We start from the raw sequence: 15,298 nt of genomic DNA on the forward strand, positions 1-15,298 counted from the left end.
AGGTCCTCAGCCCTTGAGGCCGCCCGCGAAGCCCTTGATCACATAACGCTGGAGGACCACGAAGACGATCAGGATCGGCAGTGCGGCGAGCACCAGTCCGGCGAAGACGAGCCCGTAGTCCGAAACGTACTGGCCGACGAACGCGAAGATGCCCACCGGCACGGTCTCCTTGTCGGAACCGCCCAGATACAGCAGTGGAGTGAAGAAGTCGTTCCAGATGAACACCGCGTTCAGGATGATCACCGTGCCGGTGATGGGGCGCAGCAGCGGGAACACGATCCGGGTGAACGCCTGCCGGTGGTTGCAGCCGTCGATCAGCGCGGCCTGGGCGTAGTCCTGCGGCAGCGCACGGATGAATCCGGTGTACAGGAAGACGGTGAACGGCAGTTGGATGCCGGTGTAGAAGAGCACCATGCCCTGGTACGTGCCGAGCCAGCCGAGGTCGTCGACGAGCTTGTACAGCGGGATCATGCCGAGCTGGAACGGCAGCACGATGCCCAGCAGGAACAGGATGTACAGCCCGTAGCCCAGCCCCCGGGCGCGCCGCGCGAGGTAGTAGGCCCCGGTGGAGCCGAGGAAGATGAGGAGCAGCAGGCTGATGACGGTGATGACCGTGCTGTTGAGCAGTGCGGGCCCCAGCGACGCGGAGGACCAGGCGTCGCCGAAGTTGCCGAAGGTGGGCGGCGAGGGCAGCGAGAGGGGCGACTCGGAGATCTGCCGGGGGTCCTTCATCGCCAGGGTGATCAGGGCGTACACCGGGAACAGGAAGACGACGGCGACGGCGATCATGACCAGTTCGAGGGCGTACTGCCCGTACCGAGGTCTGCGGCCCTTGCGGCCGGCCTTCCGGTTCGCCGGTCCGCGGGCCGTGGTGGCGCTCACGCGGTGACCTCCCTCGCGCGCAGATAGCGGAGCTGGACCAGGGAGACCGCGGCGACGAACAGCGCGAGGACCAGGGCCACGGCGGTGCTGTAGCCGAACTTCCCGTAGACGAACGCCTCCTTGTACAGGACGGTCGACAGGGTCTCGCTGGAGGTGCCGGGGCCGCCGTTCGTGGCGGCGTAGATCTGGTCGAAGAGTTTGAGCCCGCCGATGGTCGACAGCATCAGGTTGATCGTCAGCGCCGGGGCCAGGAGCGGCCAGGTGACATAGCGGAAGCGCTGCCAGGAACCCGCCCCGTCGATCCTCGCGGCCTCGTGGAGTTCGGCGGGCACGCCCTGGAGCCCGGCCAGGAAGACGACCATCGAGTAGCCCGCGTACTGCCACACGACCATCGCCGCGACGGACCACAGGGCGAGCGAGGGATTGCCGAGCCAGTCCTGACGCAGCCCGCCGAGCCCGACGGCGCCGAGCACTCCGTTGAGCCCGGCGCCGTTCTCCGGGTTGTAGACGTACTTCCACAGGATCGCGACCATGACGGGGCTGACCACGGCCGGTGCGAAGAAGATCAGCCGCAGCACCGCACGGGACTTGATGTTGGTGTGCACACCGAGCGCCAGCAGCAGGCCGATGCCGTTCTGGACGACGACCACGGCGATGGTCAGGAGCAGGGTGTTGGTGACGGACTCCAGGGCCCGGCTGTCGTCGAGCAGGGCGCGGAAGTTCTCCGTACCGGTGAAGGAGAAGCCGCCGATGCCGGACCAGTCGGTGAAGGCGTACATCACCCCGGCGAGGCTCGGGTAGAGCACGACGACGGCGTAGACGACGAGGGCCGGGACGACGAAGAACCAGGGCGGGACGGTGTGGTCGCGGCGCCGGGCCGGCCGGCCGCGACCCGTTCGTGGAACGTCCCCGGCCTCTTCGACCACGCCGGGGACGGTCTTCTGGGGAGTGCTCGTCACGATTTCTTCCCGTAGGCCTTGTCCATCTGTCCCAGGGCGCCGTCGACATCCGTCTTCCCGGCGAGCAGATTCTGCACGGCGGCGAAGTGGGCGGGCTGCACCTCGGCGTTGGGCCAGCTCTGGTCCATGAAGGGAACGGCCCGGTTGTCGTCGATGATGGGCAGGAAGCCGGAGAGGACCGGGTCGATCTTCGTCGAGGCATCGCGCTTGAACGGGATCGCGGCCACGGACTGTGCCCAGCGGTCGACGTTCTCCTGCTTCCCCAGGAAATCGATGAACGCCTTCGCCCCGGCCGACTTCCCGGACCGGGCCGAGACGCCGAGCCCGACGACGATGCCCGCCGGGATCCACAGCTTCGCGGGGTCGTCACCACCGGGGAACGGGAACATGCCGAGGTCCTGCGGAGTCCGGGTGGCCTGGCGGAAGTTGGCGAGCACGGCGGAGACCTGGACGGCCATGGCGGCCTTGCCGCCGGCGACCATCGAGGTCTGCTGCTCGTACGTCGTCCCGTTGGGGTTCTCGTTGAAGAAGCCCCGGCGCTGCAGCTCCTGGTACTTGCCCATGGCGTCGGCCCACCCGGAGCCGCGGAAGTGCGCCTTGCCGGAGGCCATCTCGGCGTCGAACCCGGGGTTCTTCGCATAGACGGCGTTCGGGACCAGCGCGTACGAGATCAGCTGGGTGACCCACGGGGTCTGTGCGCCGAGCGCGATCGGAATGATGCCCTTGGCCTTCAGCCTGGCGCAGACGTCCAGCAGCTCGTCCCACGTACGGGGCGGCTCCACTCCTGCCTCGGCGAAGGCCTTCTTGTTGTAGATGGCGCCGATGGCGCTGCTTCCCGCCGAGTACAGATACGTTTTTCCTTCGCGCCGGTAAGCAGGGTGGAAGTTCGCCGGGACCTCCTTGGTCCACGCCTGGTCGCTGAGGTCGGCGAGCAGCCCGGCCTTGGCGAGCTCGACCATGGACATGGCGCTGCCACTGCCCGGATAGAGCACATGCACATCCGGGGCGTTGCCCCCGGCGAGCTGGGTGCGCAGCACCGTCTGCACCTGGTCCGTGGGTGCGAAGGAGGTGGCGAACGTGTCGTCGGGATGGGACTTGCGGTAGAGGCCGACGAGTTCCTCTATCGGTTTCTGCTGGTCGGCGACGCCGACGACGCGCAGCTTGCCGGAGCCGCCGCCGGAGTCCGAGCAGGCGGTCAGAGCGGGCGCCAGGGCGGCGAGCGCCGCGACCCCGCCGCCGATCCGGAGAAATCCCCGGCGGTCGACCGTGCTTCTGCCCGGCCGGAAGCGAGAACCCGTCGTCATGGTGTGTCCTCCTCGTACGAACGAGCGAACGAAGGTTTCGTCGCCGGTCCTGATGTGCGTCGGCTCGGGGTGAGCGACGGCGGCGGTTCAGCCCCGGGCGGCCCCGCGTGGCAGTCCACCGGGGGATGGGCCGCGGTGAAGCGGTAGGAGCCCGAGGACACGCGGTGGACCACGTGGTCGGAGGCGGTCGCGATCACCGCGACGTGGCGGTCGTCGGCGCCCGGCACCAGGCCCGATTCGCGAACCGAGCCGGGGTCCGTGGTGGGCACGTACACATCGGCGGTCGCGCCGGGCGGCACCTGGACGCGCAGGGCGATCCGGTCGCCCTGCCGCTCCCAGGTCACCCGCACGGTGCCGCGCACGGACTCGTGGTGGGCGCTCGCGTGGCGCAGGCCGCCGGGCCGGGGCCGGATCCGCAGCTTCCGGTACCCCGTGGAGTCGGGCGCCTGGTCCAGGCCGGCGACACCCCGGTAGAGCCATTCGCCGATCGACCCGAGCGCGTAGTGGTTGAAGGAGTTCATCGACGGTGCCCGGAATGCCGTGCCCGGGGTCCAGCCGTCCCAGCGTTCCCAGATCGTGGTGGCACCGTGCCGCAGCGGGAACCGCCACGACGGCACCTCGTCACGGAGCAGCAGGGCGTGGGCGAGGTCGGCCCTTCCGTGGTCGTCGAGGACGGGCGCCGCCAGCGCCACCCCGAGGAAGCCAGTCAGCAGGGCGGGCCCGGCCGACTCGACGAGTTCGGCGAGTCGGCGGGCGGCCGCGCCGGCGAGCCCGGCGGGCAGCAGGTCGAAGGCGAGCGCGACGAGATACCCGGTCTGAGTGTCACCCGCGACGCGTACGGACAGGCCGTCCGCGGTATTCCGGGACGTGACGAACTGCTCGGTGAACGCACGGCGGATGTCGTCGGCCAGCCGGTGGTGGCGCTCGCCGACGTCCTTGCGCCCCAGTACATCGGCGGCCCGCGCCGTGAGCCGGGCACTCTGCGCGAAGTACGCCGTGGCGATCACGTCGCGCGGGGTGGGGGTGCCCGGGGCGAGCCAGTCGGAGAAGTGCGGGCCCACCCGGTCGCGCCAGATCAGCCCGGGGTTGTGACGATGGATCAGATCGACCCAGGCACACATGCCTTCCAGGGCCCGGGAGAGGAACCGCGGATCGTCGTAGACGCGGTAGAGGTGCCACGGGACGATCACCCCCGCGTCGGCCCAGCCGGGCGCCCCCTCGTCGGCGACGCCCACGAGGCGCGGGGCGACATTGGTGAAGCCGCCGTCGGGGGTCCGGGCGTCGTCGACATCGCGCAGCCACTTGGTGAAGAACGCGGCGACATCCGCGTTGAGCGCGGCCGTGGGCAGGAAGACCTGCGCGTCGGCCAGCCAGCCGAGCCGCTCGTCGCGCTGCGGACAGTCCGTGGGCACACTCACGAAGTTCGAGCGCTGCCCCCACGCCACGCAGTCGTGGAGCCGTCTCAGCTCCGCGTCCGAGCAGTCGAACTCCCCGGCCCACGGGGTGTCGCTGTGCAGCGCCACGGCGACGACATCGGCCTCGGCCGGCTCGGGCACGCCGCTGATCTCCGCGTACCGGAACCCGTGATACGTGAAGCGCGGCTCGAACACGATGTGCTCGCGCCCGTCCCCGACCAGCACATCGGTCGCCGCGGCGGTGCGCAGATTGGCCGTGTACAGCCGCCCCGCCCCGTCCAGCACCTCTGCGTGACGGATCACCACCCGGGCCCCGGCCGCGAGCCCGCGCACGCTCAGCCGTACGCGTCCGGCGAGGTTCTGGCCGAAGTCGACGATGTGCGTGCCGGGGGAGACGCGTGTCACCGAGCGGGGGCGCAGTTCGGTCATCGCCCGCACGGGCTCGTCGGCGGAGGCCACCAGCAGGCGGTGATCGGCGTCCGTGACCCGGGCCCGGGACCAGCCGGAGTCGTCGAAGCCGGGCAGCTCCCAGCCGTCGGCGCAGCGCCGGAGGTCATGGCACTCGCCCATCAGCAGATCCGCGTGGCGGACCGCCCCGGTGCCGGTGCGCCAGGCCTCGTCGGTGACCACCACCGAACCCCGGCCGTCCGCCCCGGTCAGGTGGAGTTCGGCCAGGAACTGGGGATACGAGCCGTAGTGAGCCCCGGCCCGGCGCGGCTCGAAGCCGACGAACCCGCTCCACCAGCCGTCCGCGACGGTGGCCGCCAGGACGTTCTCGCCGTCCCGCAGCGACGCGGTCACGTCGTACGTCTGGTACTGGACGCGGTGGTGGTAGTCGGTCCAGCCGGGTGCGAGTTCGGCGTCGCCGACCCGTTCGCCGTTGAGCCGGACCTCGTACAGGCCGCGCGCGCTGACGTACAGCCTGGCGCGGGTGCCGGCCGATGCGGTGAAGGACCGGCGCAGTACCGGGCACGGGGCGAGCCCGTGGTCGTCGAGGGCGAACTCGCCCTCGGTGGGCGCGTCCATGACATCGATCGGGCGCGGGTCGTGGGTGATCCACGAGGCCCGCCATTCGTCGGTCCGGGTGAAACCGGTCTCGAACCACGAGGATTGCTCGGCGGGCGTGTCCGTGCCGGCCGGCCACACGGAGACCCGCCAGTGCAGGCGCGTGCGGCTTCCGAGCGCGGGGCCCGCGTAGTCGACGGCCGTGGCGCCGGGATCGGCCACCCGGCCGGTGTCCCAGAGGAGCCGGCCGCCTCCGTCCAGGTCCCCGGCGCACTCGGCGACGCGGACCCGGTAGGCCACCGGGTCGTCGCCACGGACGTCGGAGGCCAGCCGCCAGGAGAGCCGGGGAGCGGGTTCGTCGATCCCCAGCGGGGTGGCGCGGTGCTCGCACCGCAGGGCGTACGGGCGCAGCCTCCGGGCCTCTGGACGGCCGGTCACCGGCCCTTCGGCGGGGCGGCGGGCGGGGACACCCGCTGCCGGGGGACCGGACACGAACACGTCCTTCCGTCGCACCGAATTTCCCGATGTGAAATCTAACGTTAATTCTGTGGCGTGGAGACTATGAGCCGACCTCAGGGGTGTCAAGGGTGTTGCCGACACGTCCTCGGTCGCGTCGGAGAAGGGCTGATGTCTCCTCAACTAACCGCCTGTGAACGGCAATATGGCCACTCGTAGGTGGTCTTGTGGCGTGTGTTTCCTCTGTGATATTCAGCCTGTGATTACCACATGGACGGGCGTGAAATCACGCGCCGATCCCATCTCGTACCGGACGGAATTCCGCCCGACGAAGGGACGAGTTTCATGCAAATGAACAGTGCGTCAGGTGGTACCGGAGGCTTCGGAAGACGGGTGATGCTCGGCGGCACGGTCGGTATGGCCCTGGCCGCGTCCGGCCTGTCCGCGGGCCGGGCCTGGGGTGACACGCCCCTCCACGAGGACCCGTTCACCCTCGGCGTGGCGTCCGGCGACCCGTGGCCGGACGGGGTCGTGCTGTGGACCCGTCTCGCCCCTCAGCCCCTCGCGCCCGACGGCGGCGGCGGCATGCCGCCGTACGCCGTCGACGTGCAGTGGGAGGTCGCCCGCGACGACCGCTTCCGGTCCGTCGTACGCCGGGGAAGGACCCGCGCGGTGCCCGAGCTCGCCCACTCCGTCCACGTGGAGGTCTCCGGACTCCAGCCGGACCGGCACTACTACTACCGCTTCCGCGCCGGCCGCGTGCACAGCCCGGTCGGCCGTACCCGCACCGCGCCCCCGCCGCACAGCCGCCCCAGGGAGCTGGACTTCGCCTTCGTCTCCTGCCAGGCGTGGTTCGAGGGCTTCTACACCGCCTACCGGCACCTCGCCGAGGAGGACGTCGATCTGGTCCTGCACCTGGGCGACTACATCTACGAGAACGCCATCGACGCCATGGGAGGCGTGCGCAACGTCCCCGTCGCCGCCGAACTGCGGCCCGAGCCGATGAACCTCGTCCAGTACCGCAACCGCCACGCCCTGCACCGCTTCGACCCCGACCTCATCGCCGCCCACCAGGCCCACCCGTTCGCCCTCGTCTGGGACGACCACGAGGTCGAGGACAACTGGGCGCGCGACCGGTCCAAGGCCGACACCGAACCCGACCAGGACCCGGCGGTCTTCCGCGAGCGGGCGGCAGCCGCCTTCCAGGCGTACTACGAGCACCTGCCACTGCGGCTGCCGAACAAGCCGAACGGCTTCGAGGCACGGATGTACCGCCGGCTGCGCTACGGGCGGATGGCCACCTTCCACATCCTCGACACCCGGCTCTTCCGTGACGACCAGCCCTGCGGCGACGGCACCAAGAGCGGCTGCGACGAGCGGCTGACACCCGGCCGCACCATCCTCGGCCCCGAGCAGGAAGAGTGGCTGCACCGCGGCCTCGGGCGCTCCGACACGACGTGGAACATGATCTCCCAGCAGATCCCCGTGACCCAGGTCGACACCGACCCCGGACCCGGGCAGGCATTCGTGATGGACTTCTGGGACGGCTACGTGGACGCCCGCCGACGGCTGTTCAAGGAGCTCACCGACCGCAGCGTGAACAACCCGGTCGTCCTCACCGGCGATATGCACCGCCACCTCGCCGCCGACCTCAAGCAGAACTTCGACGATCCGGACTCACCGACACTCGGCGTCGAATTCGTCGGCTCGTCCATCTCCACCACCAAGGACGGGATGGACCTGGATCCCTCCGGGATCAAGCTGCTCGCGGCCAACGAGCACATCAAATTCACCAATTTCCAGCGCGGATATGTGCACTGCTCGCTGACCCGGGACAGCTGCCGCGCCGACTTCAAGGTGCTCCCGTACGTCACCACCCCCGGCGCACCCATCTCGACCCGGACCTCCTACGTGACCGAGGCCGGTCACCCCGGGCTCAAAGAGGCCTGAGGCCGCATCCGCCGAGCGGTGCCCCGGCCAGGGGCGCCGCCCGCGCGGTCAGGACTCGCGTGTCGCCGCCATCCCCAGGGTGATCAGGCCGAGCACCACCCAACCGAACCAGAGCCAGCCGCTGCTCCCCAGCGCCACCGTGTAGGCGGTGACCACGACCAGGGCCGTCAGCGTGAGCACTCCCATGGCCTTCGTGGATCCGGACATGCCCGCACCCTCCTCACCGGCCGCACGGCCGTGGATGCCATCGTCACCCCTGAGGCATGCCCACCGCTACTGTCCGCGTGCCTGCAATGAGGCGAGATAGGCGTTGTACGCCTGAAGCTCCTGGTCACCGTCGCGGTCGGCCGCCCGGTCGGAGCGCTTCGCCGTCCGCTGCTCGGAGCGGTACCACTGGAAGACCAGCGCGATCAGCACCAGCACCGACGGGATCTCACTGAAGGCCCAGGCGATACCGCCCGCCCAGCCCTGGTCACTCAGCGCGTCGACGCCCAGCGAGGCCGGGGGATTCTCGTACGTCTCCACCATCGGCGTCGTCGCCATCATCAGCGCGATGCCGAAGAACGCGTGGAACGGCATCCCGGCGAACAGCTCCAGCATCCGCATCACATAGCCGGGCCGGTGCGGGCCCGGATCGACGCCCATGATCGGCCAGAAGAACACCAGGCCGACCGCGAGGAAGTGCACCATCATCGCGATGTGACCGGTCTTCGAGCCCATCAGGAAGTCGAAGATCGGGGTGAAGTACAGGCCGTACAGGCTGGCGATGAAGAGCGGAATCGTGAAGACCGGATGCGTGATGATCTTCATGTACCGGCTGTGCAGCAGCTTGAGCAGCAGCTCGCGGGGACCCGTGCGGCCACGGCCCGCGACCGGCAGCGCACGCAGCGCCAGGGTCACCGGAGCACCCAGCAGCAGCAGGATCGGCGACAGCATGCTGATCACCATGTGCTGCACCATGTGCACGCTGAACATGACCATGCCGTAGTCGTTGAGCCTGGTGCACATCACCAGGGCGATGCTCAGCACCCCGACGACGAAGAACACGATCCGGCCGGCCGGCCAGCTGTCCCCGCGTCTGCGCAGCCGCAGCACGGCGTACGCGTACAGGCCGATGCCGAGAAGGCAGCCGACGAGGAAGAACGGGTCCGCGGAGAATTGGAGCCCACGTCCCAGCGTGAACGGCGGCAGATCCATGTTCATGCCGTGCCCGCTGTGATCCATCTGTTCACTCCTGCTGGGGGCGTCCCCGTTTCGTGCCGGTTGTCCCGACCAGAGTAGAACCGCCCCCGGCCGCAGCTGCGGCCGGGGGCGGTCCGTAGGACGAGGTGTCGCTCAGAGCACGCACTCGGCCTCGGCGTACCGCTCGGCCGGGACGGTCTTCAGCGTCTCCACGGCCTCACCCAGCGGGACCATCACTATGTCCGTGCCGCGCAGCGCCGTCATCATGCCGAATTCACCGCGGTGCGCGGCCTCCACCGCGTGCCAGCCGAAGCGGGTGGCGAGCACCCGGTCGTACGCGGTCGGTGTGCCACCGCGCTGCACATGGCCCAGGATCACCGGGCGGGCCTCCTTGCCCAGGCGCCGCTCCAGCTCACCGGAGAGCTGCGTGGCCATGCCGGCGAACCGCTCGTGCCCGTAGATGTCCTTGGTGCCCTGCTCGATCTCCATGGACGTGCCCTCGCGGGGCTTGGCGCCCTCGGCGACGACGACGATCGCGAACTTCTTGCCCGCCGAGAACCGCCGGCCGACCACCTCGGTCAGCTCGTCGATGTCGAACGGGCGCTCCGGCACCACAATGGCGTGCGCGCCGGCCGCCATTCCCGAGTGCAGGGCGATCCAGCCGGTGTGGCGGCCCATGACTTCGACGATCAGCACCCGCTGGTGCGACTCGGCGGTCGTCTTGAGCCGGTCGAGCGCCTCGGTCGCGACGCCGACCGCGGTGTCGAAGCCGAAGGTCACATCGGTCGAGGCGATGTCGTTGTCGATGGTCTTCGGAACGCCGACGATCGGCAGGCCCGCCTCGGAGAGCAGGTTGGCCGCCTTCAGCGTGCCCTCGCCGCCGATCGGGATGATCGCGTCGAGACCGAGATCGGAGACATGGCCCCTGGCCTGCTCCACACCGCCGCGCAGATGGGCGGGCTGGACCCGGGAGGAGCCGAGGATCGTACCGCCGCGGGCGAGGATGCCGCCGACCGCGTCGAGGTCGAGCTTGCGGTAGTCGCACTCGAGGAGGCCCTTCCACCCGTCGTGGAAGCCGATGACCTCGTCGCCGTGGTCGACCACCGCGCGATGAACGACGGAACGGATGACGGCGTTGAGGCCGGGGCAGTCGCCGCCGGAGGTGAGCACACCAATTCGCATTGCCCGGGAAACCTTTGCAACGTGGGCCGACGACCGGACCACGTCGTCCGGTTGGATCCCCGCCACCCTACCGGCGCAGGGTGGCGGGACCGAACCGGGCGTCCGCCTGCTGGACTCCGCTCAGAAGAGCGAAAGCAAGAGCGTTCGGGCAACCGGGGGCGGGAGCCCGAACGCTCAGCGCCTCATCAGGCGGGCTGTGTCGCCGACGCGATGCGCTCGGCGCGCAGCGCCTCGTACCAGCGGTCGTCCGTCGGCGGCAGGGCGTTCACATCGAGGGCCAGCTTCAGCAGCAGGTCCGCGATCAGCGGGTTGCGCGCCATGACCGGGCCGTGCATGTACGTACCGAAGACGGTGTCGTTGTACGCGCCCTCCGTGCCGTCACCGGTGCCGTTGCCCCGGCCGAACTGCACCCGGGCGAACGGCCGTGCCGTCGGGCCGAGATGGGTGACGCCCTGGTGGTTCTCGAACCCGGTCAGCGGAGGCAGGCCGAGGTGCGGGTCGATGTCGGCCAGCACGTCACCGACGCACCGGGCCCCCTCGCCGCGGGTGGAGACCACGTCGAGCAGCCCGAGACCTGGCTCGCGCTCGCCGAGATCGTTGATGAACTCGTGGCCGAGGATCTGGTAGCCCGCGCAGACCGAGAAGATGATCGCGCCGTTCGACGCGGCCCGGCTGAGCCCGCCGTCGCGGCGCAGCCGCTCCGCGGCGAGCCGCTGCGGCCGGTCCTCACCGCCACCGATCAGATAGATGTCGCCGGACGTCGGGACCGGCTGGTCGCTGCGCACATCGACGCGCTGCACGTCGAGACCGCGCTGCCGGGCGCGGCGCTCCACCACCAGCGCGTTGCCCTGGTCGCCGTAGGTGCTGAGGAGGTCGGGGTAGACCCAGACCAGACGCAGACCGTTGCTCATGCTTCGTCCTCTCCGGAGGTGGCCGGGGCCGGGGTCAGTTGCCGACACGACGGCGCAGATCCTGGAAGGCGGTGTAGTTGGCGATGACCTCGATACGGCCGGGCGGGGCCTGCTGCACGGCCTCGTCGAGGTTCTCGCAGACCCGGAAGTCGAGACCGGCCACTTCGAGACGGACGGCCAGGTCCAGCTTGCGGTCGCCGAGCACGAAGATCGGGTGACCGGCGAGCTGGGTGTAGTCCACGTCCCACAGCCAGGAGGTGTCCGTGCCGTCCGCGCCGCGCGCGTTGACGGAGAGGATCACCGGCGTGGGCGGCGGGTCGATCAGGGAAAACGTTTCGAGCCAGCCCGCCGGGTTCTTCGCCAGCAGCAGCCGCAGCTCGCGGCCGAGGAAGGAAACGACGTCGTAGCGGCCCGCGACGGCCTGCACCTGGTACATGCGCTCCAGCGCGACCTGCGGCGGCACACCGAAGACGGCGGCCACGGCGGCGGAGCTGGTGGCGTTGGCCTTGTTGGCCCGGCCGGGCAGCTGGAGGTGGATCGGCCACGCCGAACCGTGCGGGTCCAGGACGTAGTCGCCGTGCAGGACCCAGCTGGGAGCGGGCCTGCGGAATCCGCACTCGCCGCAGAACCAGTCGTCGCCGGGGCGCTGCATCACACCGCCGCAGGAGGGGCAGGACCAGGCGTCGTCCTTCCACGCCTGTCCCGCCGCGACCCACACCACATTGGGGGAGGAGGAAGCCGCCCAGACGATCAGCGGGTCGTCCGCGTTCGCGACGATCACGGCCTTCGAGCCGGACAGCCCCTCACGCCACTTCTCCGCCAGCATCCGGGTCTCCGCCGCGCGGTCCAGCTGGTCGCGGGAGAGGTTGAGCAGCGCGATCACCTTGGGCGTCGTGTCGCGCGCGACCCCGGCGAGGTACTTCTCGTCCACCTCGATCACGCCGTACTGCGCGTCCGAGCCGCCGGCCAGCGCCGAGGTGATGCCCGCCGGCATGTTGGCGCCGAGCGCGTTGGACACCACCGGGCCCGCGGCCCGCAGTGCTTCGGCGATCAGCCGGGTGGTCGTCGTCTTGCCGTTCGTCGCCGACACGAGGATCACGTCCAGGTGCTGCGCCAGCCGCCCCAGCAGGTCGGGGTCGAGCTTGAGCGCCACCCGGCCGCCGATCACCGATCCGCTGCCGCGCCCTGCGGCGCGTGACACCGCCGCCGCGGCCTTGCCCGCCGTCACGGCCAGCTTGGCCCGCGGCGACAGCGGGTCCGTGTTGCCTGCCATCGTCCTAGATCCTCCTTGCATCGGTCCACGCCCAGCCTATCGATGTCCGGCGCGGCGACCGCACCCTGGCACCGCCGGGAAGGTGGAGGTCGCGTGGAACGTACGATTGCGGCCATGCGAAACCGCCCGATCCCCGGCAGTTCCGGACTGATTCGTGCCATGAGCCTGCTCGGTGATCCGGTGTTGCACGGGGCCTGTGAACCCGTCACCGACTTCGGCCCCTCGCTCGCCCGGCTCGTCGAGGACATGTACGCCACCATGTACGCGGCCGAGGGCGTCGGTCTCGCGGCCAACCAGATAGGCGTTCCACTGCGGGTGTTCGTCTACGACTGCCCGGACGACGACGACATCCGTCACCTCGGGCACCTCGTCAACCCCAGGCTCGTCGGGGCCGACGGCATCACCGTACGCGGCCCGGAGGGCTGCCTCTCGCTGCCCGGACTCGAAGCGGCCACCCCGCGGTTCGACCACGCGGTCGTCGAGGGCCGCACGGTCGACGGCGAGCCGGTCCGGATCACCGGCACCGGGTTCTTCGCCCGCTGCCTCCAGCACGAGTGCGACCATCTCGAAGGCACGGTCTACACGGACCGGTTGACCGGGCTGCGCCGCAGAAGGGCGGTGCGAGCGGCCCGCCGCGCGCCCTGGGCGCGGCCCGGCGAGGCCGCGTCCTAGAAACCGGGGCCGGGAACCCCGGTCCTGGAAACCGGGTCCTGGCAACCGTGTCCTAGAAACCGGGTCCGCCCGGACGGTCGCCCGCCGCGGCCAGCCTGCCCCACAGCAGATCGGCCAGACTGCTCACCAACTGTTCGCGGGAGCACGGGCGTTCGCCCAGCCACCAGTCGCCCGCGGCGTGCATCATGCCGACGATGCCGTGGCCCCAGATCCGGGCCATGGCCTCGCTGTCCGGGCCCAGGTCCACCCGCTCGGCGATCACCAGCGCGAGTTCCTCGCCGAGTCTGCGCAGCAGGGGTGCCGAGTGCCGTCCGACGTCGAAGCCCTGCTCCGTGGAGGGTGCCGCGTCGTCGGACGGGTGCATCAGGAAGCGGTAGACCTGCGGGCGCGCCTCGATCGCCGCGAGATAGGTGTCGAGCGTCGACTCGACGCGCCGACGGCGCTCGGCGGGGGCGTCGAGCGCCGCCCGCAGCGCGATCAGCAGGGCGTCGGTGTGGCGCTTGGCGAGGGCGCGGTAGAGGCCGCCCTTGTCGCCGAAGTGCCGGTAGAGGATCGGCTTGGTGATTCCGGCCTCCGCCGCGATGGCGTTCATCGAGGCCCCGGGCCCGTCCCTGAGCACCACGCGGTCGGCGGCTTCGAGCAGCTCGCGGCGGCGGCTCTCGGCCGCTGTCCGCTGTCGCTCTGCCTGTCGTGTGCTCTCCATGTCGCCTCTCCCCGCCCCTGGCCGCGCAAATGCGTCCTGCCTGCGCAACGTAACACCCTGCCCGGCGCCGTGCGGATCCGAACCTGAGCGGTTGACAGAGGCTACTTGTCGGTAACAGACTGTGGTTACCGCAAGTAACGAGTGGTTTTTCACAGCAGTACGTGGAGGGGAACATGGCGGAGTTCACGCTCGAACTCAACGATGACCAGAAGCAGGTCCGTGACTGGCTTCACGGTTTCGCCGCGGATGTGATCCGTCCGGCGGCTTCGGAGTGGGACGAGCGTGAGGAAACGCCCTGGCCGGTCATCCAGGAGGCGGCCAAGGTCGGCATCTACTCCCTCGACTTCTACGCCCAGCAGTTCTTCGACCCGACGGGCCTCGGCATCCCGATGGCGATGGAGGAGCTCTTCTGGGGGGACGCCGGCATCGCCCTGTCCATCGTCGGTACGGGCCTGGCGGCCGTGGGCGTCCTCGCCAACGGCACCGAGGAGCAGATCGGCACCTGGATCCCGCAGATGTACGGCGACGCCGACGACGTCAAGGTCGCGGCCTTCTGCTCCTCCGAGCCGGACGCCGGTTCCGACGTCGCCTCGATGCGTACCCGCGCGGTGTACGACCAGGCCAAGGACGAGTGGGTGCTGAACGGCACCAAGACCTGGGCGACCAACGGCGGCATCGCCAACGTCCATGTCGTCGTCGCCGTGGTCGACGCCGAGCTGGGGTCCAAGGGGCACGCCTCGTTCATCGTGCCGCCGGACACCCCCGGTCTCTCCCAGGGCCAGAAGTTCAAGAAGCACGGCATCCGGGCCTCGCACACCGCCGAGGTCGTCCTGGAGGACGTCCGGATCCCCGGCCACTGCCTCCTCGGCGGCAAGGAGAAGCTCGACCAGCGCCTGGCGCGGGCCCGCGAGCGCGCGGCCTCCGGCGGTGAGCGGGTGAAGAACGCCGCGATGGCCACCTTCGAGGCGTCCCGCCCCGCGGTCGGCGCCATGGCGGTCGGCACCGCCCGCGCCGCGTACGAGGTGGCGCTGGACTACGCGAAGACCCGCACCCAGTTCGGCCGGCCCATCATCGACAACCAGGGCATCGCCTTCCAGCTCGCCGACATGCGTACGCGGATCGACGCGGCCCGGCTGCTGGTGTGGCGCGCCTCGTGGATGGCGACCACCGGCAAGCCGTTCACCTCGGCCGAGGGCTCGATGTCCAAGCTGTACGCGAGCGAGACCGCGAAGAAGGTCACCGCCCAGGCCGTCCAGATCCTCGGCGGCAACGGCTTCACCCGTGAGTACCCGGTGGAGCGGATGCACCGGGACGCGGCGATCTACACGATCTTCGAGGGCACCAGCGAGATCCAGCGCCTGGTGATCGCCCGCACCCTCTCGGGCATGCCGATCCGCTGACCGT

The 15,298-nt window shown here is 70.2% G+C and carries 13 protein-coding genes; 3 read left to right on the forward strand and 10 right to left on the reverse strand.

Annotated elements, in window-relative coordinates:
- Positions 1-6: 6 nt before the first annotated feature.
- From ABZ622_RS10440 to ABZ622_RS10455, 4 genes are read right to left on the reverse strand one after another with little or no spacing between them, the layout of a single operon-like run.
- Positions 7-882 (reverse strand): carbohydrate ABC transporter permease, encoded by an 876-nt coding sequence (locus ABZ622_RS10440; protein WP_360541959.1) that lies wholly within the window; start codon positions 880-882, stop codon positions 7-9.
- Complete coding sequence (locus ABZ622_RS10445) at positions 879-1,841, reverse strand: sugar ABC transporter permease (RefSeq protein ID WP_360541960.1); 963 nt, start codon at positions 1,839-1,841, stop codon at positions 879-881. Before ABZ622_RS10445 ends, ABZ622_RS10440 begins: the two co-directional genes overlap by 4 nt.
- Positions 1,838-3,145 (reverse strand): extracellular solute-binding protein, encoded by a 1,308-nt coding sequence (locus ABZ622_RS10450; protein ID WP_360541961.1) that lies wholly within the window; start codon positions 3,143-3,145, stop codon positions 1,838-1,840. Before ABZ622_RS10450 ends, ABZ622_RS10445 begins: the two co-directional genes overlap by 4 nt.
- Positions 3,142-6,057 (reverse strand): family 78 glycoside hydrolase catalytic domain, encoded by a 2,916-nt coding sequence (locus ABZ622_RS10455; protein WP_360541962.1) that lies wholly within the window; start codon positions 6,055-6,057, stop codon positions 3,142-3,144. Before ABZ622_RS10455 ends, ABZ622_RS10450 begins: the two co-directional genes overlap by 4 nt.
- Positions 6,058-6,372: 315 nt before the next feature.
- On the opposite strand from ABZ622_RS10455, the gene ABZ622_RS10460 reads away from it, so the two are divergent.
- Positions 6,373-7,971, forward strand: coding sequence for an alkaline phosphatase D family protein (locus tag ABZ622_RS10460; RefSeq protein WP_360541963.1), 1,599 nt, complete (start codon positions 6,373-6,375; stop codon positions 7,969-7,971).
- 48 nt (positions 7,972-8,019) lie between these two features.
- On the opposite strand, the gene ABZ622_RS10465 is transcribed toward ABZ622_RS10460, so the two are convergent.
- The 5 genes from ABZ622_RS10465 to ABZ622_RS10485 form a co-directional block, all read right to left on the reverse strand.
- On the reverse strand, positions 8,020-8,178 hold the full coding sequence (locus ABZ622_RS10465) for a hypothetical protein (RefSeq protein WP_107408259.1): 159 nt from the start codon (positions 8,176-8,178) through the stop codon (positions 8,020-8,022).
- 66 nt (positions 8,179-8,244) lie between these two features.
- A complete protein-coding gene (locus ABZ622_RS10470; RefSeq protein WP_360541964.1) occupies positions 8,245-9,195 on the reverse strand; it encodes a cytochrome c oxidase assembly protein in 951 nt (316 codons plus the stop codon).
- Positions 9,196-9,306: 111 nt separating this feature from the next.
- Positions 9,307-10,335: a 6-phosphofructokinase gene (locus tag ABZ622_RS10475; RefSeq protein WP_266692303.1), complete on the reverse strand. Its 1,029-nt coding sequence runs from the start codon at positions 10,333-10,335 to the stop codon at positions 9,307-9,309.
- A gap of 185 nt (positions 10,336-10,520) precedes the next feature.
- A complete protein-coding gene (locus tag ABZ622_RS10480; protein ID WP_360541965.1) occupies positions 10,521-11,246 on the reverse strand; it encodes a glutamine amidotransferase in 726 nt (241 codons plus the stop codon).
- Between the two features lie 34 nt (positions 11,247-11,280).
- Positions 11,281-12,519: a MurT ligase domain-containing protein gene (locus ABZ622_RS10485; protein WP_124719156.1), complete on the reverse strand. Its 1,239-nt coding sequence runs from the start codon at positions 12,517-12,519 to the stop codon at positions 11,281-11,283.
- Positions 12,520-12,633: 114 nt separating this feature from the next.
- Between ABZ622_RS10485 and def the strand changes: the two genes are divergently transcribed.
- Positions 12,634-13,191 carry a peptide deformylase gene (gene def / locus ABZ622_RS10490; RefSeq protein ID WP_360541966.1) on the forward strand — a complete coding sequence of 186 codons (558 nt, stop codon included), beginning with the start codon at positions 12,634-12,636 and terminating at the stop codon, positions 13,189-13,191.
- Positions 13,192-13,243: 52 nt separating this feature from the next.
- On the opposite strand, the gene ABZ622_RS10495 is transcribed toward def, so the two are convergent.
- On the reverse strand, positions 13,244-13,894 hold the full coding sequence (locus ABZ622_RS10495) for a TetR/AcrR family transcriptional regulator (RefSeq protein ID WP_259930293.1): 651 nt from the start codon (positions 13,892-13,894) through the stop codon (positions 13,244-13,246).
- A 173-nt stretch (positions 13,895-14,067) separates the two neighbouring features.
- Between ABZ622_RS10495 and ABZ622_RS10500 the strand changes: the two genes are divergently transcribed.
- Positions 14,068-15,294: an acyl-CoA dehydrogenase family protein gene (locus tag ABZ622_RS10500; RefSeq protein WP_360541967.1), complete on the forward strand. Its 1,227-nt coding sequence runs from the start codon at positions 14,068-14,070 to the stop codon at positions 15,292-15,294.
- Positions 15,295-15,298 lie beyond the last annotated feature (4 nt).

This window comes from Streptomyces sp. NPDC007164 (assembly GCF_040634135.1).
In the GTDB taxonomy this organism is placed as follows: domain Bacteria; phylum Actinomycetota; class Actinomycetes; order Streptomycetales; family Streptomycetaceae; genus Streptomyces; species Streptomyces sanglieri.